The sequence below is a fragment of the Paenibacillus kribbensis genome (genome assembly GCF_001705305.1).
GTDB classification, from domain to species: Bacteria; Bacillota; Bacilli; order Paenibacillales; family Paenibacillaceae; genus Paenibacillus; species Paenibacillus kribbensis_B.
This window is the reverse complement of sequence record NZ_MCBP01000016.1, coordinates 55,719-78,629: the sequence shown is the minus strand read 5'-3', so window position 1 is coordinate 78,629 and position 22,911 is coordinate 55,719. Positions and strand designations below refer to the sequence as shown.

The following is a 22,911-nucleotide window of genomic DNA, read 5'->3' as shown; positions in this document are numbered from 1 at the left end:
CCCTTCATAAACCTTTACAAAAAATACTCAAGCGTACAGCATAAAGAAGCTCACATCATGCCCCAACTGCTTCAAATAATTATAGAGCTGCGAACGGTGATGGAACACATGTGTCACGGTCTCAATCTGCCATTGGACCTGCACATGTCCATGCTCCATATAAAAGGCCTTCGTCGAACGGTTCAAATAATCGTCTTCGCTAAGCGAAAGAATGTAAGCTTTATAGGCCTCAAAGTTCTCCCTGAAAGCCGTAGCCAAGCGCTCGGGATCTTCCACTTCGGACAGGCTGTTTTCAATCTCTCCTACTTCCCCCTCGGACTTCTCCTGATGCATAATCGCAAGATCCGAGGCCGGAATAAGCACAAAATGATGCACTAACTCCAGCAGCGAGCGGAAATTATCCTGCGGCCGAAAGCTCCAGTCCTCTGGACGTATTTTGCGGATCAGGGCTTCCCCCGTTCGTACTCCGGTCTCCAGCTCATTCAGCAGATGATCCCGAATTTGCAGCGTTCCACTCATGTTCGCATCTCTCCTTTGTCATTCTTCTTCATGTTTTGAGTATAACTGAGGTCTCAGGGCGTGTATTGTAAAAATCGGACAATCTCCGAAAATCCTTGGCCGCAGTAAGCGGAGAATCGCCATAAAACCTGCGAAAATCTCGGCTCAGGTGCGCCTGATCGAAAAATCCATGCTTTAGCGCAAGCTCCGTCCAATCCATACTCCCGCCGCTTTGAATCGTGTGCAAAACACTCTGGAAGCGGACAACTTCACTGAACTTTTTGGGGCTGATCCCTATCCACTGCCCAAACTTGCGGTTAATCTGTCTTTCACTGATCGCTTCTCGATCGGCAAGCTCCTTGATCCCCACGCTTCCACCGCTCACAAAAATGCGATGCAACAGGCTTTTCATCAGGTCACAATCGCTTGTCCTTTGCCGCAGCAGAAGTTGGCTGAGATACTCATCCATTATGCGCACCCGTTCATTGAAATCCTGCGCTTCCAATATACGCTCACCCATCATCGCAGTGCTTTCGGGCCAGATATCTTCGAGGTGAAAATGACCACCTGTAAACAAATGAAGCGGTATGCCGTGAAAAAAATGTGCCCCGCCCGGAAAAAAACGCACAGCAAAAATACGTGTCTCGGCACCTTCCTGTCTGGCAGACACGAACGGATGCGTAAACGTCCCGCAGTACGAGATTTCCTGACGCTCACTCACCGGGTCGTATTTTAACAGAATATCCGTACAGCCATCAGGTAATACCCGCTCTACAGTTTCTTCCACCAGCAGACTTAATGAAGTAGGGTCTCCACACGAAGCTGTTAAATTTCCCTCTACCACTCTAGCAGCCGGACCGAACTCCCAATAACAAGCTACGTAAGCTCTAAGCGCGGCGGATGGCTTTTTTTCGATATAATATGTGGAGGAGTCGCTTCCATTAACTTGAATCGGACGAAACAGTGAATGCAGCCAAGGGTCCATCCATCGTTCACTCCTGTCTCAGCACGTGATGGGAATAAATATAGCTCTATGTATGAGGATTTTGCAAAAATCCTGGTATACAAAAAGGACGTTTCTGCCCGAAACGCCCGTGCTCGTTTTTTATACGACCAAAAATTCCGCTTTGTTCTCACATTCCTTGCACTTCACCGGAGGGTCCCAATCCGAAAATTTCGTTTCCTTGAGATCGACGACATCCGGTGCATCCTCGTATTCATCGACGAACATATCAATTGCCAGTTCCACATGCTCTTTACATACCACGTACATTCCAGTTGCATCCCTTTCCATTTGAAGCTCTTCCTGTTGCAGGTGTCTCACGACCACCTTCTCTTGTTCTACCATACTTGACGCGGAAAGGAAAGAGCCTGCTTCCTAAGCCTGACGTTTGGTGTTAAAAATAAGAAAATGGCTGACATTCAGGTCTTCCCGGAAATGGGGATATCTCTCCAGCATTTCGGCAGACGGCTTGGGTTCGATCATCCCTTCCAACAGCAAACCCGCCCCAATAAGGGTCTGTACATAGCTACCCAGCGTGCGGTGAAAATACAAGAACTTTTCCTCCTGATCATAGGGAATAGCCTGCTCTAAGGGACCTTCGCTGAAATATCGATCCACTTTCCAATACAGCTTTTTTCCTGTCTCATCTTTCACCCACCCACTCTGCGGCGTCTGAAAGCACGGATGCAGAATCGAAAAAATAAAGCGGCCCCCCGACACCAGTAGCCGACGCATTTCGGCAATCGCCTGCTCATAATGGGCCAGGTCCTGAATGACCATATTCGAAACGATCAGATCAAAGCTCTGATCTCTGAACAGGTCCAGCCTCTCCAGATTGCCGTGGTGATATGTAATGCCCAATGCTGGCGGTGTCCGCTCTCTTGCAAGCTTCAGCATCTCTGTCGAATAATCTACAGCCTCCACCAACGCACCCGCCTTGGCCATCTTGCGGCTCAGATAACCTTCACCACAGCCAGCATCCAGCACTTTTTTGCCCGCAAGAGTTCCCATACATTGTTGCAATGCAGGATTGAGCAGCACCTCGCGAGACCGATCTCCTTCTTCTGTGTACTTGGAGGTAAAGTTCTCTGCATGCATATCCCAGCGTCGGATGGCCTCTTCGGTATCCCACTTATTCATATTCATCTCCTTCTTTCTCCTGTCTTGGCTAATCCACGCTACTCTAATTTCCGCGTAGGGCCATAGATTCTACACTCATCCTTACCTTTTTGCAATGATAACGTTTACAATAATAAAATATCTAATTATGACATTATTCTTCCATTAATTATATATGTATTATATAATGGAATAGTATGGTAGTATATCACTAGAAAGCGCTTTCAATAAAACTTGTAAAGGAGCCTGTTATGTTAAAACGAAAACCCGTTTCATTACTGTCGTTGACTCTTGCCATCACCCTATTATTATCTGCGTTCGCGTCTGTCGCTGCCGCTGCGGAATCTGACGGACAAGCACCACAAGCCACCGCCACAAGGAATATGCAATCGTATGTGGAAGCCATGCAGCCCGGATGGAATTTAGGAAATTCCCTGGATGCTACCGGAGCAGATGAGACATCATGGGGCAATCCGCGCATTACCCAAGCGCTGATCCAGCAAATTGCTGCCCAGGGGTACAAAAGCATCCGTATTCCTGTCACCTGGGATAAGCACATTGGGGCAGCACCCAATTATACCGTTGACTCTGCCTACATGAACCGCGTGGAAGAAGTTGTTCGCTGGGCACTGGATGCCAATCTGTATGTCATGATCAATGTTCATCATGATTCATGGATGTGGGTAAGCAGTATGGAGCCCAAGCACGATGAAGTGCTGGCTCGCTATAACGCAATATGGACACAAATGGCCCAGCGCTTTAAAGATAAGCCGGACAAGCTGATGTTCGAAAGCATTAACGAACCCCGTTTCACCGAAGGCGGAACAACCAATGAAGCAAAAGCGAACCAGATGCTCCAGGAACTGAATGTGTCCTTCCACAAAATTGTCCGCGCCTCCGGTGGCAACAATGCCACTCGCCCACTTGTTCTGCCTGGCTTGGATACTTCACCTGCCCAAAACAAAATCAATGAGTTGTACAACACGATGACCAAGCTCAACGACCCCAACCTGATTGCCACCGTTCACTATTATGGATATTGGCCTTTCAGTGTAAATATTGCGGGCCATACTACTTTTGATAATGATACTAAAAACGATATTATCCAAACCTTTGATAACGTCTATAACACCTTTGTAGCCAAAGGTATTCCGGTTATTGTTGGTGAATTCGGTCTACTCGGCTTCGATAAAAATACAGGCGTTATTGAACAAGGGGAAAAGCTGAAATTCTTTGAATTCTTGACCTATTATTTGAAAGAGAAAAAAATAACAGGCATACTTTGGGATAACGGCCAGCATTTTAACCGGACAGCGTACAAGTGGTCCGATCCTGAACTTTTTAACGTCATCCGGGCCAGCCTGAAAGGTCGTTCCTCCAATGCAGTCAGTGACCTCATTCACTTGAAAAAGGGAGCTTCCGTTCAGGATGCCAAGGTCACTTTAAACCTGAACGGCAATCAGCTGAGCACACTCAGTGCCAACAGTAAGCAACTGAAACAAGGCACCGACTACACGCTGAACGGTGACACATTAACGTTCAAGGCCAGCTTGCTTACCAACCTGACCACATCCGGTAAATATGGCGAGAATGCAGTAATTAACGCCAAATTTAATAAGGGAGCAGACTGGAATTTCAAAGTAGTGGTGTATGATACACCAAAATTAAGCGCTACTGAGGGGACTACGCAAGCTTTTACCATTCCAACCGACTTCCGTGGCAGCCAGCTTGCTACAATGGAAGCTGTTTATACCAATGGCGGCAATGCCGGCCCGCAGGACTGGACACCCTATAAGGAGTTTGGCAATACCTTTGCTCCTGCCTATGATACCAATGGCATCAAGCTGCTGCCTGAATTTTTTAACAGCGTGAAGGATGGTGAAGTCACACTGAAGTTCCATTTCTGGAGCGGCGATGTGGTGACATACAAGATCACCAAGAGCGGAACCCGTGTGACGGGAAAGGCATCTTAACCTAAAACAACACAACCGGCAAACTAAAAAGGCGTTCCCGGATAATAAGCCGGAGAACGCCTTTTTTATAGTTATGCCTACAAGCCAAATCCTAGCCTTCCGGCTTATCCGTTAATTTCAACGTCACCGTTTCTTCCTTGCCTGCCCGGTAAAAGGTAACTTTCAGCTCGTCGCCAATCTTCTTGGTATCATACAAGTAGCGGCGCAGATCAAGCGTGGAGTTGATCGGCTCACCATCAAAAGCCGTGATGACATCGTTCAGCTTCAAGCCTGCCTCTTTGGCAGGACCGTGGGCTTCCAGAACCACTGCACCGTCCTTCACACTATCGGGTAGCTTGAGTTCCTTGCGCTGTGTTTCATCCAGCGGTGCATACTCATTGTTGAGGTCAACTGTGTAGACCCCCAAATAAGGGCGGGCGATCTTGCCGTCCTCAACCAGTTCATTCACCGTCTTCATTACCTCATTGGCGGGAATGGCGAACCCGAGTCCTTCAACCCCGGTATCGGCGATTTTCATCGTATTGATGCCAATCACTCGTCCGTCCAGATCGACCAGCGCACCGCCGCTATTCCCCTCATTAATCGCCGCATCGGTCTGGATGACATGCTGCTCCCAGTCATATACCCCATCCTGATTAATGGAAATGGGAATGATCCGATTCGTATAGCTCACAATGCCGGAGGTAAGCGTGTCACCCAAGCCGAGCGGATTGCCAATGGCAATCACGGTCTCACCCAGACGGAGCTTGCTGGAGTCGCCGATATCGGCTACCGTGCTAATGCCTTTATCATCAACCGCCAACACGGCAATATCGCTAATGCGATCCTTCCCGATCAGCTTTGCCTCTTTTCTAACACCGTCCACAGTTACAATATCCAGATCGTCCGAGCCTTCGATGACATGGTTGTTCGTCATAATAAAGGCTTTGCCGGAGCTCACGCGGAAAATGACACCCGATCCAAGCGCCGATTGCTCTGTGCTGGTGCCGTTTTCCCCTTTCAGGTTCACGATGCTGACGACGGCCGGGCGCACCTTGGCTGCCGCCTGCACAATCCGGTCATACGGATCACCCGCTGCTTGCCGCAAGGAATAATGACTTGCTCCGGTTACCGCTGTAGTGGAAGGCAGACCTGTAATAAAGCTGAACAGCAGCACAGCAACCACTGCGCTGACTACCCCGCTAATGACAGCAGCCTGCATCGGACTCACTCCGCGGTTCCGGTGTGGCCAACGCCCCCTTCCTCCACGGCGTGCCTTGAATGCCGTTTTCTTAGCCGCACGTGTAGATACCTTTGTTGAATAAAAATCGTCTTCAAACAAGCCCATACTAATCCTCTCCCCTTCGTTGTCATGCACCGACACTCACTAAAAAATTAGGGCTATTCGGGCTTGCGCCAACCTATGCTACAGAGAACCTGCTCCGTTGAACATCTCAAGTGGATTGAAAATCCCCCATCATCGGAATTCAGCAACCAATCGTTCCAGCCTACTTATCTATCACCACAAATGGCGACTTCCCAAGCAACCGGATCTCATAAAATAGCATACACGCCGAATCTGACGCCGAATAGAGGAAAAAGGAGGAATGATTTCCAAACCAATGGACTACAATAGTAACAAGTCTTCTATTCTATTACAAAATGATCGTCTCATAGAGACGTTCTGGCCTGTTCCCGTCCGCTTAAAGCAGCCTATACTTTTGGATGAGAGCCTTCCTTCAGAAAGCTATCTGTTGTTAGCTTCATTGTATCACAGCACCCAGCAAAACCACAGGCATAACCAAGCTTATCACACGCCATTTTCAAAATATTTTTCAGGAGGAATATATGATGAATTCACATCGTTCAGCTATGGATGAAGTTCGCATGGCTGCCAAGCTTGCGGATTTAAAAGACGAGCATTACCGCAACACACTGGCACTAAGTACATTGATTGAACTACTGGTGGACAAAGGCGTCGTGACCCGTGAAGAGGTAGAACGCAAAGCCGCCGAACTGGACAGCTTTATGACTCACTTACCTTATCCCAAGGTGTAGGACGATCATAATACGTATCGCACAATCGGAACTCACTGTCCTTGTAAAAGCAGCCGCGGTCTTCCATCGCCCCGCGCACCGTCATCTTCGCAAGCTCCATCATGTTATGGTCGCGGCTCAAATGTGCCAAATACGTTCGCTTCGTCCGTCCTGTCAGCAGCTCGCTAAGAATTGCTCCCGCCATCTCATTGGATAAGTGACCGATATCGCTCAGAATACGACGCTTGATGTTCCATGGATAACGCCCCATACGCAGCATCTCCACATCATGATTAGCCTCCAGCACCAATACGTCCGCGTCTGATATCGCCTGCTTCACCTTGTCGCTGACATAGCCGAGATCGGTCGCTACGCTGAGCTTTTCGGCCCCATCGTAAAAGCTATATCCTACGGGCTCGGCTGCATCATGGGATATGCCAAAAGACTCCACGCGCAATGACTCGAATTCCCGCGTCGCGCCTGTCTCCAATATCCTGCGGTTCTCGTCCGCAATTTGCCCGACAGCATTGCTGATGGCAAACCACGTCTTCTCATTGGCATACACAGGTAAATTATATTTACGCGCCATGGCGCCTAGTCCTTTAACATGATCAGAATGCTCATGCGTGACCAAAATACCATCCAACTCTTCTCCGCTCAGATCGCGTTCCTTCAGCAATTCATCAATACGCTTCGCGCTGAGACCTGCGTCGATGAGTAATGTCGTGTCTTCGTTCCGCACAACGGTAGCATTGCCGGTCGAACCGCTCGACAGCACGGTAAATGAAATCCCCATATCTGTTCAAGACCCTTCTGTATGTTCTTTCTTTGGACTAATGACATCTCCGTTCATCTGTACATAATAGACACCTTTCCCGTTATCCAGCATAAATCGCCACACCGGGGCAGCCACCTGGCTATCCGAGTTAAAGGTCTGTCCGTAGTAACCGAGCCGAATATCCTTCACAATCGAGTCACGCGGCAAATAGCTGTCGATCAAGCGTGCCAAGGCCTTGGACGCAGGCAGCATTTTCTTTGCCTCGTCTGAGGGCTGGAGAACCACCTGAATTTTACGATATCCTGTAATCTTCTGATTGCTGTAAAACAGAGCCAGCTTCACATTAAACAGTGGCCACTTGTCCTGTACCAACGGATGCAGCACAAAAGCGTCCGTCTGTCCGGATGCCGGCTCCTCCTGAACATCCAATGGATCATACTGGTAGTTGTCGATGTCCTTGATTTGCGGCTCCAATGCCTCAACCAGTGCATCATGAGTGAATACAAGCTTGCTGTCTACCGGTTTTACCAGCTGCACGCGCTCATCCTTTTCCCCACGAACATACGTGTAGGAAAGCTTGGGCAGCTGCGGGGTATCCCCGGGAATCGGAGCCAGCACCTGAATGCTCTTTTCTTCCATTAAACGCTGCGTATTTTCATCCAATGAAGTAAAATCCAAATTCGGCCCTGCCGTTTCCTGCGCATCATTCCACAACTGGCGTCCCAGCACTACATTGAGCAGCAAAAATGTACAGATCAGTACGTTTTTCGCGCGGCTCCAATCCATTCCCGTTCCCCCTTCCTGTCACTTTTTTGTCTCCTGAGATAGCTGCGTTTGTGGTGAATTCGATGCTGTCGTTACCGGAACAGCATGAATCTCTGCGGCAGAGCCGTCGCCCAGCGTAACGCGCCATTCGGGAACAAGCTTCAACCCATCATTGGTCAGCTCCGGCTGATATACAGGGGTTAGATCCCTGATGGTTTTTCCTTTGCCTACCGTCTCCAATTGCTTCTTTAAGGTTTCTCCGCCCGGAAGCATGACCTTCTTCGAGGATTGCTCCCCACCCTTGAGGTACAGCAGCGAACGATCATAGACAGATGCCGTTTCCTGCTGGATTTGCAGCGAAATCGTACCAAAGCGGAATGACGGTGTATCCAGCACGGGATAAGCCCCGTAATACTGCTGAAACAGCACACTCGTACGATTTTCATCGCTGCTTCTCATTTTTAGCTGATAAGAAGCATCCCAGCCGCCATGCTGATTTACAAAATCGACTGCGGCCAACACATCCCTAATCGGGCTGCTTCCGCTCGCTCCGGGGGCGCTGGGATCGGTATAGCTCATCCATCGCTGGTCCTGCTTGATTTGCAGACTCCGCTTGCTGTCGGTATAAATTTGGGAGCCGTCCTTCTCCTGAATATTGCGCGTAATCCCTGGATCAAAAAACAAGTTCCGCTGCATCTGCTCTGTCGTAAACAACCCGGCATACACCACAGGCTGTACCGTCTCCAGATCGTTTACAGGGATGTAATACTGATTATCCACCAGCTCGTACAACGGGGCATTTTTGCCAAAATTCACATGCTGTCTTACATCCTCCACCGTCATGTCGAACTGGTTCGCCTCATACACAACATCGCCTCTGGCACTGAAAAAGAGCGCATGCGGCTTGGCATTCTTTTCATCGATATAGATCCAGATGCGGTTAATCGTCTCTCCCTGAAACACCGAATCCGGCGTCAGACGCATGACCCGCTCCAGTAATGAAACGGGGACGCCGCCTGCAAAAGACAATTCAATACCCTCATTTTCGCTGCGAATCCGCGCCCAGTCCGCCGACTGAATACTCCGACGTTGGAAATTGCTAAAGCTCCGGCTCTCCAGCCGTGTATAAATCAAGTCATAAAAAGCAACACCCGGATAAAAAACAGTATGTTTTTTGCCCCCTTGGTGAATGAGCATTTTATCGGGAAACACGAGGTTCTCAATCTTTTTCTCCTGCCCCATGCTTTCAGTCTTCACATAGTTTGTTTCTGAAGTGAGTACAGAATCACTGCCCGGAAGGCGGTAGATCAAAAAATAAGTCTGTACCAGGCTGGAAGCCACCAGAAAAACAAGCGCCCCTGACTTCAAACGTTCCCTCACTGTGCTTCCCTCCCTTCACCCGACATGGGGAGTGTAAAGGTCGTGCAGGTCCCTTGACCATATTCTGACTCCAGAAAAATCTGGCCTCCATGAGCCTTTACAATTTCCCGGGCAATCGACAGCCCTAATCCTGTACCACCCATATTGCGCGATCTTGCCTTGTCTACACGATAAAACCGTTCAAAAATCCGGTCCAGGTCCTTTTTCGGAATACCAATTCCGGTATCCTGTACCGAAATGGACAGCATCCCCTCGCTGTTGCGGCGAGCTTCAATCCGAATACTTCCGCCCTCCGGCGTATATTTCAACGCATTGGACATCAGATTGTCCAATACCTGCTCAATTTGATCACGGTCGATGACGACCTTGCCGATCCCCTGTTCTACGAACATTCCTGAACGAATGTGCTTTTGCTTCATTTGAAAAGAGAATCGATCCGCCACTTCGTCCAGCATCTCCATCACATCCGCAGGCTGCATCCGCAAAGGCGCTTCATTGGAATCAAGCCGCGACAGATGCAGCAAATCCGTAACCAGCCGGATCATACGCTCCGTCTCGTTGCGAATCACGCCCACGAAGCGCTCCGCAAGCTGCGGCTCACTCATCGCGCCGTCATCCAGCGCTTCGGCATAGCTGCGGATCGTCGTCAACGGGGTGCGCAGCTCATGGGATACATTCGCTACGAATTCCCGTCGTGTCGTCTCCATCTCCTCCTGCTCCGTCACGTCCTGGAGCACGGCAATCGTTCCCGTAATGCCAAATTCCCGCCGATGAATCGGCGTGAACGTCACGCGGATCACGATGGGCTCATCCTGCCCCGCAGGCTCCAGCTGCAGCAGCGTGGAGGCCGAAGAGCCGCTATACAGGGCCTCGGTTTCCTCCGGGTCGATCCCCAGCAGTACCGCGATATGTCTACCGGTCATTTCATTCTCGTTCACGCCCAGCATGGCGCTAGCCCGACGGTTAACGAGAATGACCCGGCCATGATCATCTGTAGCGACTACACCGTCGCTCATATTGGTCAGGATGGAGGAAAGCTTCTCCTTCTCCTCTTCATTTTGGGACAGCGCCTCACGCAAGCGGCCTGTCATATAGTTAAAGGCCACGCTGAGCCTGCCGATCTCATCTTCACCAAACACCGGCATCTGCTGGTCAAACTTGCCCTCTGCGACCTCTGTCGCATGGCGTGTCATCACCTTGATCGGGTGTGTAATGGTATGCGCCAGCACTACGCCGAGCACAGCCGTTAACGCCAACGCAATCAGCATACCGGACAGAAACACATTGTTAATGCGTTTCATCGTATCGTACAGCTCGGTCATCGAAGCGGCGATGTACACCGCGCCGACGATTTTACCCTGGCTGATGACAGGTTTGGCGACGACCTTTTTGCGGACGTTATCCTCGTCCACCATGTACTCCTCGTTATCGCGAATCCCCTGGAGTGCGCGACTGACGACGGTCTGCGTGTTTTTACGCCCGACATAATCGGCGTGTGAGCCTTGAGAGGTAATCAATACCTTGCCGCTGGCATCCAGCACCTGAATTTCTGCACCGCTGAAATCAAACAAATTGTTCACCCGCGCGCGCAAGCTTTCAACGCTGTCTTCTTCCATTTTACCGTCACTGCTGCTCAAATCCTGCTCTGCCAGCACGGACAGCATTTCCGCCCGTGCCTGCAAATCCTGTGTAAAATTACTCGTCAGAGAGTTCTTCATGGAGCTGACAAAATAGACTCCGATCAGCTGCATCGCCACCAAAATAAGCAGCACATAAATAATAATCAGCTTGGCATGAATGGTGCGAAAAAAAGACAGCCATCTCATGCCCGCAGGCCACCTTTGCTTCCGCTAACAATATATCCGAGCCCACGGCGTGTCAGAATGGTCTCCGGTTTGCTCGGATTTTCCTCGATCTTCTCGCGCAGTCTCCGAATCGTCACATCCACCGTCCGTACATCCCCATAGTATTCGAACCCCCACACCGCCTGCAGCAAATGCTCGCGGGTCATGACTTTTCCGGTATTCTTCGCCATGTAGTGCAACAGCTCATACTCTCGGTGTGTCAGATCAAGCGGCGTCCCGTTTTTGTAAGCTGTATACATATCTGTATCAAAAAAGAGGTCACCCACGCGCAGCCCCTGCTTGTCTTCCTGCGGACGGCTTTCCGGCGTACTTGCCCCGCCGCGCTGCTGTCTGCGCATCTGTGCCTTTACGCGTGCCAGCAATTCCCGAGTACTGAATGGCTTCGTCACATAATCGTCCGCACCCAGCTCCAACCCCAGCACCTTATCAATTTCACCGTCTTTGGCGGTCAGCATAATAATCGGCGTCTGGAGCTGATGCCCACGCACCTCGCGGCATACATCCATCCCGTCCATGCCCGGCAGCATCAGGTCCAGTAAAATCAGGTCAGGCTGCTGCTTGACCGCAATATCCACCGCGCTGATGCCATCAAACGCGCAAATCACCTGGTAGCCCTCTTTTTCCAAATTAAATTTCAGAATATCAGCGATAGGCTGTTCATCATCCACGACCAGAATCGTCCCCTGCATACAGCGTTCACCTCTTCTCACGGATCGTCATTTATATTGATCTTTCGTGATTCTATTCTATCATACCCGCGCGCCATTCCATTACTTCTTCGGACCCTTTTCTTTACGCAGAAAAAAACCATGCCTGCACCTGACCTTAGTCATGCAGAAAAACATGGCCTTTCCCCTTGATCTTCATGAATCCTCAATTACCCATCGTTATCAACAACTCATCTATCTTAAATACGTCATTGGATTTTGTGCGGTATTATTTTTGCGAATCTCAAAGTGAACATGTGTGCCTGTTGAACGTCCGGTGCTTCCCATGATGCCAATCGCTTCACCCTGCTGTACGACCTGTCCCACACGAACACCAATACTGCTCAAATGCCCGTATACCGTTTGGTAGCCGTTGCGATGGTCAATGATAATGACATTACCGTATCCATTCTGTTGGCCTGCAAATGTGACCACACCATCATCCGAGGCCTGAATCGTATGATTGCCGACCAAATCAACACCTTCATGCATACGCCCCCAGCGTCCTCCGAAGCTGCTCGTCATGACTGCACCCGCCGTCGGCCAGGCAAATTGACCCGAGCCTTCTCCCATGACCTTCGTGCCTCTTAGAACGACCTCGGTAACAGACGGCTGCAGCACTTTCTGACCGAGCCATTCCTCTTGCACAACCTCACCGTTCTCCTTGGTCAAACGATAGTCCATCTCTTTAAGGCCTGCTTGTCCCGGTCTGACGACTTTGGTGACCCCTGCCTTCAATTCATCACTCTGGCGAATCTCAACCTCAGGCTCGATGGCAATCTGCTCGACGACCTTCTCTACCGTCCGTACCGTGACTGGAGCCTTGGGTGCAGTGACCTTCAATTCGTCCCCAATTTGCAGATACAGCTCGCGCACGCCAGGATTATTCTGCTTAATATCCCAAGCCGTCATATTGAATTTAGTGGCGATGGACGACAACGAATCGCCTTCCTGCACCGTGTACGTTACAGGCTCCTCGCGCCCCTCGGTCAGTACTTTAACCGCTTCTGTCTCCGTCAGCACCTTGTTAGGGTCAGCTTTCACAGGCTCATATGCAATTTTCTCACGGATACGGGCAGACTCCAGCCACGCTTTAGGGGTTTTGGTGCTGGCACCAGCATGACTGCTGCCCACCGACGTCTTGCGAACCAGCCCCTTAATACCTGCAGCCTTATTCTCACCCGCAGGTATGTATTTCTTCTGTACTTGCTTTAACGCCGCCTGTGCTGTCGCTTTATCCTTCACAATGCCAACCGTCTCTCCGTTGACCTTCACTTCGACCCCTTTGGCATATGCTGTCAGCATACCGTCCAGCTTTTTTAGCGTGGCAGCACTGTCAATGTCCGCTTTATATGCCTTTTCCATGCTTGTTGTTACCGCGCTCGTATTGAGCACCATGTCCACGCCGGGATACTTGTCCTTATACTGTTTGGTCTTGGTAGCATACAGCTGCTTTAGCTGCTGCTCATTCAGGATATTGCCGACCTCGACGCCCTTTACATACACTTTATAATAAGGAACCGTGTTGGCTCCAACATATTGATTACCAGCAAAAATAAGACTGCCTGCAATTACTACACCGCCTGCCGTCCAGCTCAACCATTTTTTCCGTCCGTTCCACCATGTTGCCATTTTCCCTGCTTGTCCAGCAGCATTGCTTTCAACGCTTGAAACCTCATTGCTGTGATCTGGTGAATACTTTCCCTTAGAAACCTCCATGGTCCTCTCCTTTTCAGCATATCCTCTCTCTATATAAATGCGTCCGTTATTGTTCTTTTCCACGATAAAAGTAGTCATTTTGCAAGTCTATATAAGTAATTAGTCGCTATATATCATTACGTAGTTGCGTAAAAGGTTTCAAAAATTTAACCTTTTCGCAACACAGTTTACTTTAACATAGCTTTTACAAAGAATTCAACTACGCTCCAATTTCTTCCGAGTACGCAAAAAAATCCGCGCCTGGCGCGGATTCCTCAGTGTTATGTTGAGCATAAGCATTGCCTATACCATCATCGTTTTTATTTAAGCATATTCATCAGCTTGTTATATTCATCTTTGGTCAAATACTTCGCAAGTACCTGCTGAATATCCTGAAGCTCCTGTTCGGTCAGGCCGCCTTCCATGGCGGCTGATATTTTCTGCATTTCCTCCGGCGGCAGCTTGTTCATCAGAATCGCAAAAATCTCCTGTTTCTGCGCCGCAGGCAAATTGTTCTTCTTCTCCGTTAAATGATCGGGCGTAATCACCAAGTCATGGCCTTCAATACTGGTCGACTGACCTGTTTCAGGTGTAGCGGCACCTGTACCGCCTTCACCCTCGTTCAATCCCTGTCCCATGACGGGCAGAGCACCATCCGGTGGAGTTGCATTTTCCGAGCTCCCGCCCGTTGCCTTGCTTTTCCCTGTGTCTGAGCTTTTACCCGTATCTGTACTTTTACCTGTATCCGTGCTTTTATCTACGCCCGAGTTCCCATTGAGCCAGCCCAATCCCCATATCGGTTGATGATCGAGCTGAATGTTGAATTGCCGCAGCAGCGATTGAACATAGGCATTCACGACCACACCTGTCACAGCCAGCGTCAGAACGCTGACCAGCACCACCGTCATTCCTTTTTTGAGCAGCCATCCAAGCAACCTCATACCCCGTTACCTCCTTCATACGCAGCTTGCCATGTGTACATCATCATGAAGTGCATATCAATCAGTATTGACGAGATATGACGATTTTTAACCCTTGGAATATGTAAAACTAGCACGCTTGAATAGTAGAGGTGATCGAACAGTGGATCAGCGAGTACGGCGTACCCAGAAACGGAAAATATCATTGCGGACATAATCCAGTGAATACAGCACCTGCCGATTCAGCTCATCATAATGAAGCTGCTTGAGCAGTAATACCGTAGCCTGTGGTTGTTGGAGCAGACGTGCCGCGTGGGCATCGTGATCGTTCGGAACGGTAAGCTCTGAATATGCCCCTACAATTCGTACCCCGGCCTGAAGCTCCAGGCTCTGAAATAAGGACCCTGAAAAAGAGCCGTCCTCCAAAATTGGACTTGCCAACTTTTCCGGCATCCAGTTAATAGAGTGTGCCACCGCCTCCCCATCCGCGGTACGCGTACGCTCCAGTACAATCATCGGCTCATGCTCGGAAAGTTCCATTTGACTGGCAATATCCGGTGGACACGCCGAAACCCTCTGAATGGATTTCAGTTGCTCGTCTTCCCTCAGCCCTGCGGAACGGATCATGTCGCCGATGCTGTACAAGCGATCCAATGAGCTGGGAATGCTGGGAAGCGGACGAGTGGCGAACGTGCCGCTCCCGTGCTTCACCAGCAGCTTTCCTTCCAGCTCCAACTGGCGAATGGCCCCTCGCAGCGTCGTACGCGATACTCGGAACGATTGGGAGAGCGCCGCTTCCGAAGGCAGCCTGTCGCCCGGGCCAATCCGGTTAGCCTCTATATATTCCTCTATGAGCAGCTTAATGCTCTCTTGTTTGGTCGACACCGTCCAAAGCCCAGCCTTTCTATCGTAATGATTGGATTCCAGCGATATAAATCGGATTGGTAAAAGCAATCATAGTAACGCAGTCTTCCATACAACCATACAGCTCGGCTCGTATCCAGCCCTTTTCTGCCGGGTCTTGCAGCGTTATCGTATATTCTCCGGATTGCGCAGGAATGTGGATTTCAGAGCATGTCCCCTGACGGCTGGTCAGCAGCAGACGGAGGCTTTGCGGCTCCAGACGGTAATGGGCGGCTCTGATCTCTGTATCCAACTGTATTGTCACCGACAGTGCATCTTCTACCTGCGGCTCTACATATTCCCCGATACGATAGCGCTTGTCATCCCCCTCAACCTGTGCCTGCATCGTCAGCAGCGGCCCCATCGTCACCGATGCAGAGCCGTTGCGGATCGCCTCAACTGCCCGAATCGCCAACGTCTCTTTTTCTCCTGCTTCCTCCTGCACACCCAAATAAGTGACCGCCGGAAGGGCATCATCCGGTTTGGATACGTGCCAGTCCCGACCACTTACCGCCGTGATGCGATAACCCTGATTTAGCAAATCCGTCCACATCGCGAATGCCCGCTGGCTGTCTCGCTTGATCGACGGCATGAGCGTTGACCATACCTCGATATAATCGACCTCATGCCAGTCCTGAATGGTGTATTCCCAAAAACACCCCGTACAGATCGGACTTCCAATCCTGAACGGATGGGCAATCCCTGCAATACCTCCCTGCTCATGCACCTTCCGAATCCCCTCGTGAATATCGTCCGGCCCGAGAACACGCCAGTCGATAAAGCGGTCTACCCCAAGCGTCAGCATATGTCCGTAAAAGGTGGTCCATTCCATCCCTGGAATGATCGGGACACCAAACTGCTGTTGAACCCGCTCCTGATCTACAAGTGCAGACTGGGTATTGTGATCGGTCATGGCGATGCATTCAAGCCCGAGATTGGCTGCGCTTTGAGCCAGCTCCTCCAGTGTTTGCTTGCCGTCACTGTGAAGCGTATGGGTATGAAGCTCCGCCGGAATCCATTTAACCATGTGCGGCATCCTCCCCCCATACCTGAATGCTGTATGCCAGCGTCTCTGTTACAACGGCATGCAGACTGACGGTTATCCTCCACATTCCTGCGGGATTGTCGCCTGCGACAAATCCCGGCGAAGCCGCGGAAGAACCCAGTCGATGATCCTGCTGCATCTCGGGGCGGTGCGCATTGCCCCGATGACGAACAGGATCATCGACAGACAGCGTTAATAAATTCTGTAGTGGCGCATACTTCTTCCATGCGTTCTCCGTATGACCCGGTTCATCGTATCCGTATCGGCTCATACTCTCTTCAATCATACTTCGAGCCTGCTCCTGATCCTCCAGCAGCTTGGGGGTGTATGAAAATTGAATGCGAATGATTTCTGACGGCTGCGAAATATGAAAAGAATACGTAATATGACTCTGGGTACAGGAACGATCAACCGTTCCTTCCACATACAGCAGCTTGCTCATACATGCTCATCCTTGCCTGTCTGGTAATTCTCAGCATGAGCACCTGACTCTGCCTCGTCTGCCGCTGCCCATAGAATAGCTGCTGGGGTATCCCTTGTTAGCTCAAGCACCCGGTTGGTACGAATCCCCGACTGCTGCGGCAAATAATTTTCGTTCAGCATAAAAGCATACAACCCTGCCACCTTCATCCGGTCGGCACCACCTTCCAGCAGCACTGCTCTGATTTCCGCTATATCATCCAGCGCAGGCTCTCCCGATAGCTTGATCGTCGTAGAAAAATGCGACTCAGCCCCCTCATAAGCGGCTCTGAAATCTCCGAGTCTCAGATCATGATGGCATGATGAATACCACTGCTCGGAGCCATGCAGGCGAAGCTGGATATCGACACAGGCATCCTCTTCCCGTCGATTAAAGCCCGGTCTGGATGGCAAAGCGCGTTCACCGTCGGAACTGGGCACAGGATATTTGGAAGTCTGGATAAAGACATAGCTTCGCTGAGAAGCAAGGGCGATAGATGACGCAAGCGACGGCATTTCCAGCTCCTGCTGGCGCTCCATTTCCCACCCGGTGACCTGATAGGCAAAAGGAAAACGGTTCATGACCGCCTCACGCGGCTCTTCCTCTGGCTTCCACTGGAAGGAAGGTGTCAGCATAAAACGGTAGCCTGACGTAATATGATCCGTAAAGTTTCCATTGGTCGTAGCCGATTGAAGAACAGGATGACCGCCCAGAGCATATTTTCCCTGGAAAGGAGTAGTGATGTGATGAGGACCTTGGAAAACAGCATTCAGCACATGGCCTTCCGCATCCAGTTCAACACGATACATCCATTCAATATCTGTTGTTCTTCCCCACTTGCTCATTAACAGCGGTGCTGGCGTTCCTTCGTCCTCATGGCTGAACATCATCTGATATTCGATGATCGTCCGTTCTTCCTCCTCTGCCACCGAATAAAATAGAACCAGCGGCGTATCCGTGAAACGATTTTCATAGGGATGGGACAGATTGCGACCGTACAAAAGAGGGGTGTGACGATAGACAAGCGATCTGGCCGAAGTATCAGCCACACAGCGCAGCTCGACCCCGTCGATCCATGCTCTGGACACCAGCGGAGCAGACTCCAGTTCCCGGAATTCCACATACACCTCATAATCGCCTTCCTTCAGATACCCCAACAAACGAGTGTACACACCCAGGCTGCTGCCATAATACAAAATAACGTCCTGATTATAGACATCGTTCAGGTAGAGGCGTACAAAGGCTGATTCCCGATCTGCCGCAGCCCAGTCGCTCTCCGAGCGGGCCAGCAAATCAAGCTCTGCGAATCCGTCTTCCGGCATGGAAAACGTGAATCGGAACCCGTTCCCCGTGCTGAGCTCGACCTCGGCTTTGTGTAAGGCAATCCGATACCCGCAATCCAGCAGGTCTTTTTCCTGCGATTCCCCGCGAAATCCGGTCATCTGCACTTCTGCTTGGCTGTTCATCCCTGTAACCTCCTTAGTGTATAGCGGCCCTCTAGCCCGCATCCGCATCCTTCACCATGGTTCGAATATAAAAGTAGCCCATGAAAGAACACAGTAAAAACATAAACACCGCCATAGCGCTTGCCGTATGCGTTTCCTGATAGCTGGAAAATACCTGCTGCATGGCGACACCCAATACCTGCGGCGAGTTGGCACCGATCAGGAACGGAGCTGTGAAGCTGCCCATGATTCCCATAAAGATGAAGGTTACCGCGACCCACATCGTTTTGTAGGAAAGGGGTAAAATAAAGCGTCCAAACAGCTGCATCGTGCTGGCTCCTGCATCTCTGGCACTTTCGACGACAGCGTTCGGAATGCTGGCAAGTGCCGAGCTGAGCAGCATGGTTGCAAACGGGATGTTGAACCACAAATTAGCCAGCACCAGCCCTTTGTAGTCATAAATAATCCTTGGAATGGTTTCAATGCCGAGCGGCAGCAAAAGACGTGCAGCCCAGCCGTGATTGCCATACATCGTAATAATCGCATACGTTGCAATTACTCCGGGAACAAACATCGGAATAAAATACAATCGGCCTATCCATTTCACGACGATCCCTTTGCCGAATCTCAGGTAAATCGCCAAAGCATAGCTGATGACCAGCGTAAGGGCCGTCGAGACTAGCGTGATGTTGATCGTATATATGATGTTTCTGCGCATGGCAGGCTCCGTGAACAGCCGAATATAGTTCGCCAGGCCGTAGCCGGTTCCATGCTGATCAATCAGGCTTTCCTTCACGGCATAGAGAATGGGAATAATAACGACCACCAGCAAAATGAGAAAAGACGGGATGACCAGGGCAAGCCCCACCATCCCTCTTTTAGAAGATGAACTCATGATCAGCCGCCTGCGACTTCACTTTGCCAGCGTTTGTAGATTTCCTGCTGAAGCTCGCCGCTGTTGAAGCTGCGGTAGCCTGAAGATACGCTGTTGAATTTCTCTTGCAGCTCACTTGGCATCAGACTCCACTTGATTCCCGGATATCCATACATTTTATTGATAACAACCTTCTGTGCTTCCGGTGTCAGCACATAGTTCAGAAATTCTTGTGTCGCTTCCTTCTTGGAGGAAAGGGAAGGAACCATCAAATAAGACGGGCCGCCTGTAAAAGCAGGATCAATCTGCGTCAGCTTGATCGTATCAGGCAGCAGTCCTTTCGCCAATTGCTCCAAGGCCATATCGGACCAGGCTGGAATCATATCCACCTCTCCGCTCGCGAGAATATCAAGCGTGCCCTGATTCTTTTTCGGATAAACACCCTTTTGATACATCGAAGGCCCCAGTTCCTTGAGCAGCGAGAAGCCTTGATCCCATTTCTTCATATTAGCCGGATCATTACTGTTCATGGCCTCTGGCGGGAGGAAGTTATAGATGACGGTATTTACAAACGAACTGCCTGAACCACCCGTGGACGGGTCGTTATAAGCAAATTTGCCGGGATGCTGGCGAATCCACGCATACAGCTCGTCTGCTGTTTTGGGAGGCGTAGCCACCTTCGCGCTATTATAGGCAAGGACTACCGAAGATGCCCGGTATGGAATAGCCTGATTATTTACTTGCTTCAGATAGGTTTCATCGACATTGGTCAGGTTCGGAACCTTCTTGGCGTCCATCGTGTCCCACAGTTGTTCACCTGCGCCTCTGGTGATGTCATCCAGACTACCCTCGTACAGATCGATATCCACATCGGTTTGTCCGCTCTTTTTGGCTGCGATCAGACGATCCAGCGTCGATGCGCCTCCGGTTCCGGCTGGCAAATACACCAATTTGACCTTAATGCGATCATTTTTAGCTTCAAAATCTTTAATTAAGGTTTCCCATAACTCTTTGACGTTCAAAGATCCGCCAGTGTACAAGGAAATCTCCGTCGTGCCTGCAGCTGCCCCTGCTTTCGTGTCCTTGGCCTCTCCTGTCGTGGTTGCGGCCTTGCCGCTGTTCCCACATCCGGCCAATAACGATAGGCTGAGCACCCCAGCCAAAATCAGACTCATCTTCTTTTTCCCAAACACGTTGTTTCCTCCTTTAGATGGTTGCACAAGTTCGCAACACCGCTAGATGATGCGTTCATGATGGATTGATTTTGAAGCGATGCAGAAGGTTGATGGCAGACATTCACTGTGCTGCTGGAAAAGTAACAATTTTATTGAAGCTGAATCTGATTCGCTCCCCACTGCGCAGCTCGGCAGCCCGTTCACGCGGCACAAACATTTTCAGATGATCCGTCCCGCTGTCCAGCGACACCTCGGCATAATGCCCGAGAACCATCACCTGTCGGATCGTTCCAGACAGTGAATGTATGTCCTCATTCGCCAGAACAATATCCTCCGGTCTTACACCTACCATGGATTCACCTGTGTATTCATGCTCTTGCGGAAAAGGTATTCCACTCACGGAGACACTGCGACCTTTGCTCACCCCCCTTAATAAATTAATACGGCCGATAAATCCCGCCACAAACAGCGACTGCGGATGGTCATAAATCTCCTGCGGCGTCGAAAGCTGCTCAATTCGGCCTGCATTCATGACTACAATCCGGTCGGAAATGGACAAGGCCTCTTCCTGATCGTGGGTGACGAACACCATCGTCATTCCCGTTCGCATTTGGATGTCGCGCAGCTCTTCCCGCATCTCCATCCGCAGCTTGGCATCGAGTGCGGAGAAAGGCTCGTCCAGCAGCAATACTTCCGGCTTTAGCAGCAGAGCACGGGCGAGCGCTACCCGCTGCTGTTGGCCGCCTGAGAGCTGACCGGGCGTTTTGCGTTCCGCCGTCTCCAGCCGGACCAGCGCCAGCGCTTCCTTGACCTGGCGGTCGATCTCCGCCTTTTTCACCTTGCGAATCTTCAGTCCGAAGGCCAGATTGTCATACACCGTCATATGCGGCCACAGATTATAGCTTTGGAACACCATGGCTGTCGGGCGTTTTTCGGGAGGCAGCTTCAGTACGCTTTTACCTTGAATCCGGATGTCACCGCTGTCCGGGTCAAGAAAGCCGCCAATTGAGCGAAGCACGGTTGTTTTACCGCAGCCGGACGGCCCAAGCAGCGTCACCAGTTCTCCCTTCATTACGTCAAGTGAAATGCCTTTGACTCCGTCTCCTGTCTTGAAGCGTTTGGTTAGCTCTTGAATGGATAGTTGAATGGACATGATCTAGGCTCCTTTTGACCAGTTACGTTATTTCACCTGAAATCCGCCTGCCAGTACATCCGCACTTACAAAACGCTTGGCGGCCAATAGCAGAATAATTGTTGGCAGAGTAAGAATGACCGAGAACACAGCACCCGTTGTGCTCGGATAATCGGCAATGATGGAATACATAATGACTGGCATCGTTTTATAGTCCGGTGTTCCGACCAGCAGTGTCCCCTGTGCCTCATCCAGTGAAGCGAGAAAGGTAAAGATGGAAGCGACCACAATGCCGGGCAGTGCCATAGGAAAGGTAATTTTCCAGAATACCCGAAAGGGTCCGGCTCCGGCATCCCGTGCGGACTCCTCCTGTGCGCGATGTACGCTGCGGAACGCTGAGGAAGGAATCCAGGTCATATACATGAGCGTGTTCACCATGTGGATGAGCACAATGCCTGCAAAGGTATTCATCAACCCGAACTGGTAGAACAGCACAGCGATGGATACATACAAGCCCATTTTTGGAAAAGCATGCGTGAGCAGGAATGAAAATAGAAACCACTTGCTGAGCGGAAAGGAAATCCGCGCGAAGGCATAGGCAGCAGGAACACATACGATAATCGAGCAGACCGTAACGGTAATAGCAATCAGGAAGGATAAGGAAATCGAGCTGAGTACGTCATCCTGCGTAAGTACAAACTTCCACCATTCCAGTGACAAGCTCTGCGGGAGTGGTGCAGGATACTGCCATTTTCCCGAAACCGCCAACAGAAGCAGATTGGTCAGAGGCCCCAGAAAAAAAATGACAAAAATGACAAGCACGATGAATTCCACAATTTTGCGTGTGCCGAGTGAGCGAAGATACCAGTTCATAATTCATCCCTCTCAAGACGTCTAGACGTCCGAATCTCTTTTCAATTTGGATTATAGAGAGGGTTTGTTATCACAAATCGACAAGGAAGATAAGATTATGTAAAAGGGGGACGGAAAATGTACACGAAGCGCCACTGCGCGAACGGATGGTGCTTCCCATCGCTGTTGTGCCCGGATTTCCTTAAATCAAGCTAAAATGGTTGAAATCCAGGCACAAAGGCGAACGCTATCGCTTGTACAGCACCATTCCGCCCACTTCGTTCTCGTTCCACTTGTTCTATT

22 protein-coding genes are annotated in these 22,911 nt (G+C 50.4%); 2 read left to right on the top strand and 20 right to left on the bottom strand.

All coding sequences use genetic code 11. The annotated features are described in order from the left end of the window. Positions 1-27: 27 nt before the first annotated feature. The 4 genes from BAZ21_RS23260 to BAZ21_RS23245 form a co-directional block, all read right to left on the bottom strand. The gene (locus tag BAZ21_RS23260; RefSeq protein ID WP_068505288.1) at positions 28-519 is read right to left on the bottom strand and encodes a DinB family protein; all 492 of its coding nucleotides are present in this window, start codon (positions 517-519) and stop codon (positions 28-30) included. A 28-nt stretch (positions 520-547) separates the two neighbouring features. Next, positions 548-1,483: a helix-turn-helix domain-containing protein gene (locus BAZ21_RS23255; RefSeq protein ID WP_068505287.1), complete on the bottom strand. Its 936-nt coding sequence runs from the start codon at positions 1,481-1,483 to the stop codon at positions 548-550. Between the two features lie 120 nt (positions 1,484-1,603). Continuing rightward, positions 1,604-1,771 carry a CxxH/CxxC protein gene (locus tag BAZ21_RS23250; protein WP_007433184.1) on the bottom strand — a complete coding sequence of 56 codons (168 nt, stop codon included), beginning with the start codon at positions 1,769-1,771 and terminating at the stop codon, positions 1,604-1,606. Between the two features lie 105 nt (positions 1,772-1,876). Next, positions 1,877-2,641, bottom strand: a complete 765-nt coding sequence (locus BAZ21_RS23245; RefSeq protein WP_068505338.1) for a class I SAM-dependent methyltransferase — start codon at positions 2,639-2,641, stop codon at positions 1,877-1,879. A gap of 230 nt (positions 2,642-2,871) precedes the next feature. Between BAZ21_RS23245 and BAZ21_RS23240 the strand changes: the two genes are divergently transcribed. Continuing rightward, positions 2,872-4,593 carry a cellulase family glycosylhydrolase gene (locus BAZ21_RS23240; RefSeq protein ID WP_068505286.1) on the top strand — a complete coding sequence of 574 codons (1,722 nt, stop codon included), beginning with the start codon at positions 2,872-2,874 and terminating at the stop codon, positions 4,591-4,593. A gap of 91 nt (positions 4,594-4,684) precedes the next feature. On the opposite strand, the gene BAZ21_RS23235 is transcribed toward BAZ21_RS23240, so the two are convergent. Further along, positions 4,685-5,920, bottom strand: coding sequence for a S1C family serine protease (locus BAZ21_RS23235; RefSeq protein ID WP_068505285.1), 1,236 nt, complete (start codon positions 5,918-5,920; stop codon positions 4,685-4,687). Positions 5,921-6,423: 503 nt separating this feature from the next. On the opposite strand from BAZ21_RS23235, the gene BAZ21_RS23230 reads away from it, so the two are divergent. Beyond that, positions 6,424-6,630, top strand: coding sequence for a hypothetical protein (locus tag BAZ21_RS23230; protein ID WP_007433188.1), 207 nt, complete (start codon positions 6,424-6,426; stop codon positions 6,628-6,630). Here the strand turns inward: BAZ21_RS23230 and BAZ21_RS23225 are convergent. The 15 genes from BAZ21_RS23225 to BAZ21_RS23155 all read right to left on the bottom strand — a co-directional run bounded on the left by BAZ21_RS23225 (position 6,599) and on the right by BAZ21_RS23155 (position 22,629). Beyond that, positions 6,599-7,405, bottom strand: a complete 807-nt coding sequence (locus tag BAZ21_RS23225) for an MBL fold metallo-hydrolase (RefSeq protein WP_068505284.1) — start codon at positions 7,403-7,405, stop codon at positions 6,599-6,601. The two genes, BAZ21_RS23230 and BAZ21_RS23225, sit on opposite strands and share 32 nt — an antisense overlap. A 6-nt stretch (positions 7,406-7,411) precedes the next feature. After that, positions 7,412-8,173 carry a two-component system regulatory protein YycI gene (gene yycI, locus BAZ21_RS23220; RefSeq protein ID WP_068505283.1) on the bottom strand — a complete coding sequence of 254 codons (762 nt, stop codon included), beginning with the start codon at positions 8,171-8,173 and terminating at the stop codon, positions 7,412-7,414. An 18-nt stretch (positions 8,174-8,191) separates the two neighbouring features. Beyond that, the gene (locus BAZ21_RS23215; protein ID WP_068505282.1) at positions 8,192-9,532 is read right to left on the bottom strand and encodes a YycH family regulatory protein; all 1,341 of its coding nucleotides are present in this window, start codon (positions 9,530-9,532) and stop codon (positions 8,192-8,194) included. Further along, on the bottom strand, positions 9,529-11,283 hold the full coding sequence (walK, locus tag BAZ21_RS23210) for a cell wall metabolism sensor histidine kinase WalK (RefSeq protein ID WP_373441574.1): 1,755 nt from the start codon (positions 11,281-11,283) through the stop codon (positions 9,529-9,531). Before walK ends, BAZ21_RS23215 begins: the two co-directional genes overlap by 4 nt. A gap of 71 nt (positions 11,284-11,354) precedes the next feature. Beyond that, entirely contained in the window at positions 11,355-12,086 is a 732-nt protein-coding gene (yycF, locus tag BAZ21_RS23205; protein WP_007433193.1) for a response regulator YycF, read from the bottom strand. A gap of 213 nt (positions 12,087-12,299) precedes the next feature. Then, positions 12,300-13,823, bottom strand: a complete 1,524-nt coding sequence (locus tag BAZ21_RS23200) for a M23 family metallopeptidase (RefSeq protein WP_068505280.1) — start codon at positions 13,821-13,823, stop codon at positions 12,300-12,302. A gap of 299 nt (positions 13,824-14,122) precedes the next feature. Next, positions 14,123-14,743, bottom strand: a complete 621-nt coding sequence (locus BAZ21_RS23195; protein ID WP_068505279.1) for a hypothetical protein — start codon at positions 14,741-14,743, stop codon at positions 14,123-14,125. A 147-nt stretch (positions 14,744-14,890) separates the two neighbouring features. Then, a complete protein-coding gene (locus tag BAZ21_RS23190) occupies positions 14,891-15,607 on the bottom strand; it encodes a GntR family transcriptional regulator (RefSeq protein WP_068505278.1) in 717 nt (238 codons plus the stop codon). Positions 15,608-15,626: 19 nt separating this feature from the next. Next, a complete protein-coding gene (locus BAZ21_RS23185) occupies positions 15,627-16,652 on the bottom strand; it encodes a CehA/McbA family metallohydrolase (protein ID WP_068505277.1) in 1,026 nt (341 codons plus the stop codon). Continuing rightward, complete coding sequence (locus BAZ21_RS23180) at positions 16,645-17,112, bottom strand: hypothetical protein (protein ID WP_068505276.1); 468 nt, start codon at positions 17,110-17,112, stop codon at positions 16,645-16,647. The genes BAZ21_RS23185 and BAZ21_RS23180 overlap by 8 nt, the downstream gene beginning before the upstream one ends. Beyond that, a complete protein-coding gene (locus BAZ21_RS23175) occupies positions 17,109-18,596 on the bottom strand; it encodes a hypothetical protein (protein WP_068505275.1) in 1,488 nt (495 codons plus the stop codon). The genes BAZ21_RS23180 and BAZ21_RS23175 overlap by 4 nt, the downstream gene beginning before the upstream one ends. A 31-nt stretch (positions 18,597-18,627) precedes the next feature. Further along, positions 18,628-19,470: an ABC transporter permease gene (locus BAZ21_RS23170; RefSeq protein WP_068505274.1), complete on the bottom strand. Its 843-nt coding sequence runs from the start codon at positions 19,468-19,470 to the stop codon at positions 18,628-18,630. A gap of 2 nt (positions 19,471-19,472) precedes the next feature. Continuing rightward, positions 19,473-20,642 (bottom strand): extracellular solute-binding protein, encoded by a 1,170-nt coding sequence (locus BAZ21_RS23165; protein WP_068505273.1) that lies wholly within the window; start codon positions 20,640-20,642, stop codon positions 19,473-19,475. Between the two features lie 103 nt (positions 20,643-20,745). Continuing rightward, positions 20,746-21,777 (bottom strand): ABC transporter ATP-binding protein, encoded by a 1,032-nt coding sequence (locus BAZ21_RS23160; RefSeq protein ID WP_068505272.1) that lies wholly within the window; start codon positions 21,775-21,777, stop codon positions 20,746-20,748. Between the two features lie 27 nt (positions 21,778-21,804). Further along, a complete protein-coding gene (locus tag BAZ21_RS23155) occupies positions 21,805-22,629 on the bottom strand; it encodes an ABC transporter permease (RefSeq protein WP_068505271.1) in 825 nt (274 codons plus the stop codon). Between the last annotated feature and the right edge of the window lie 282 nt (positions 22,630-22,911).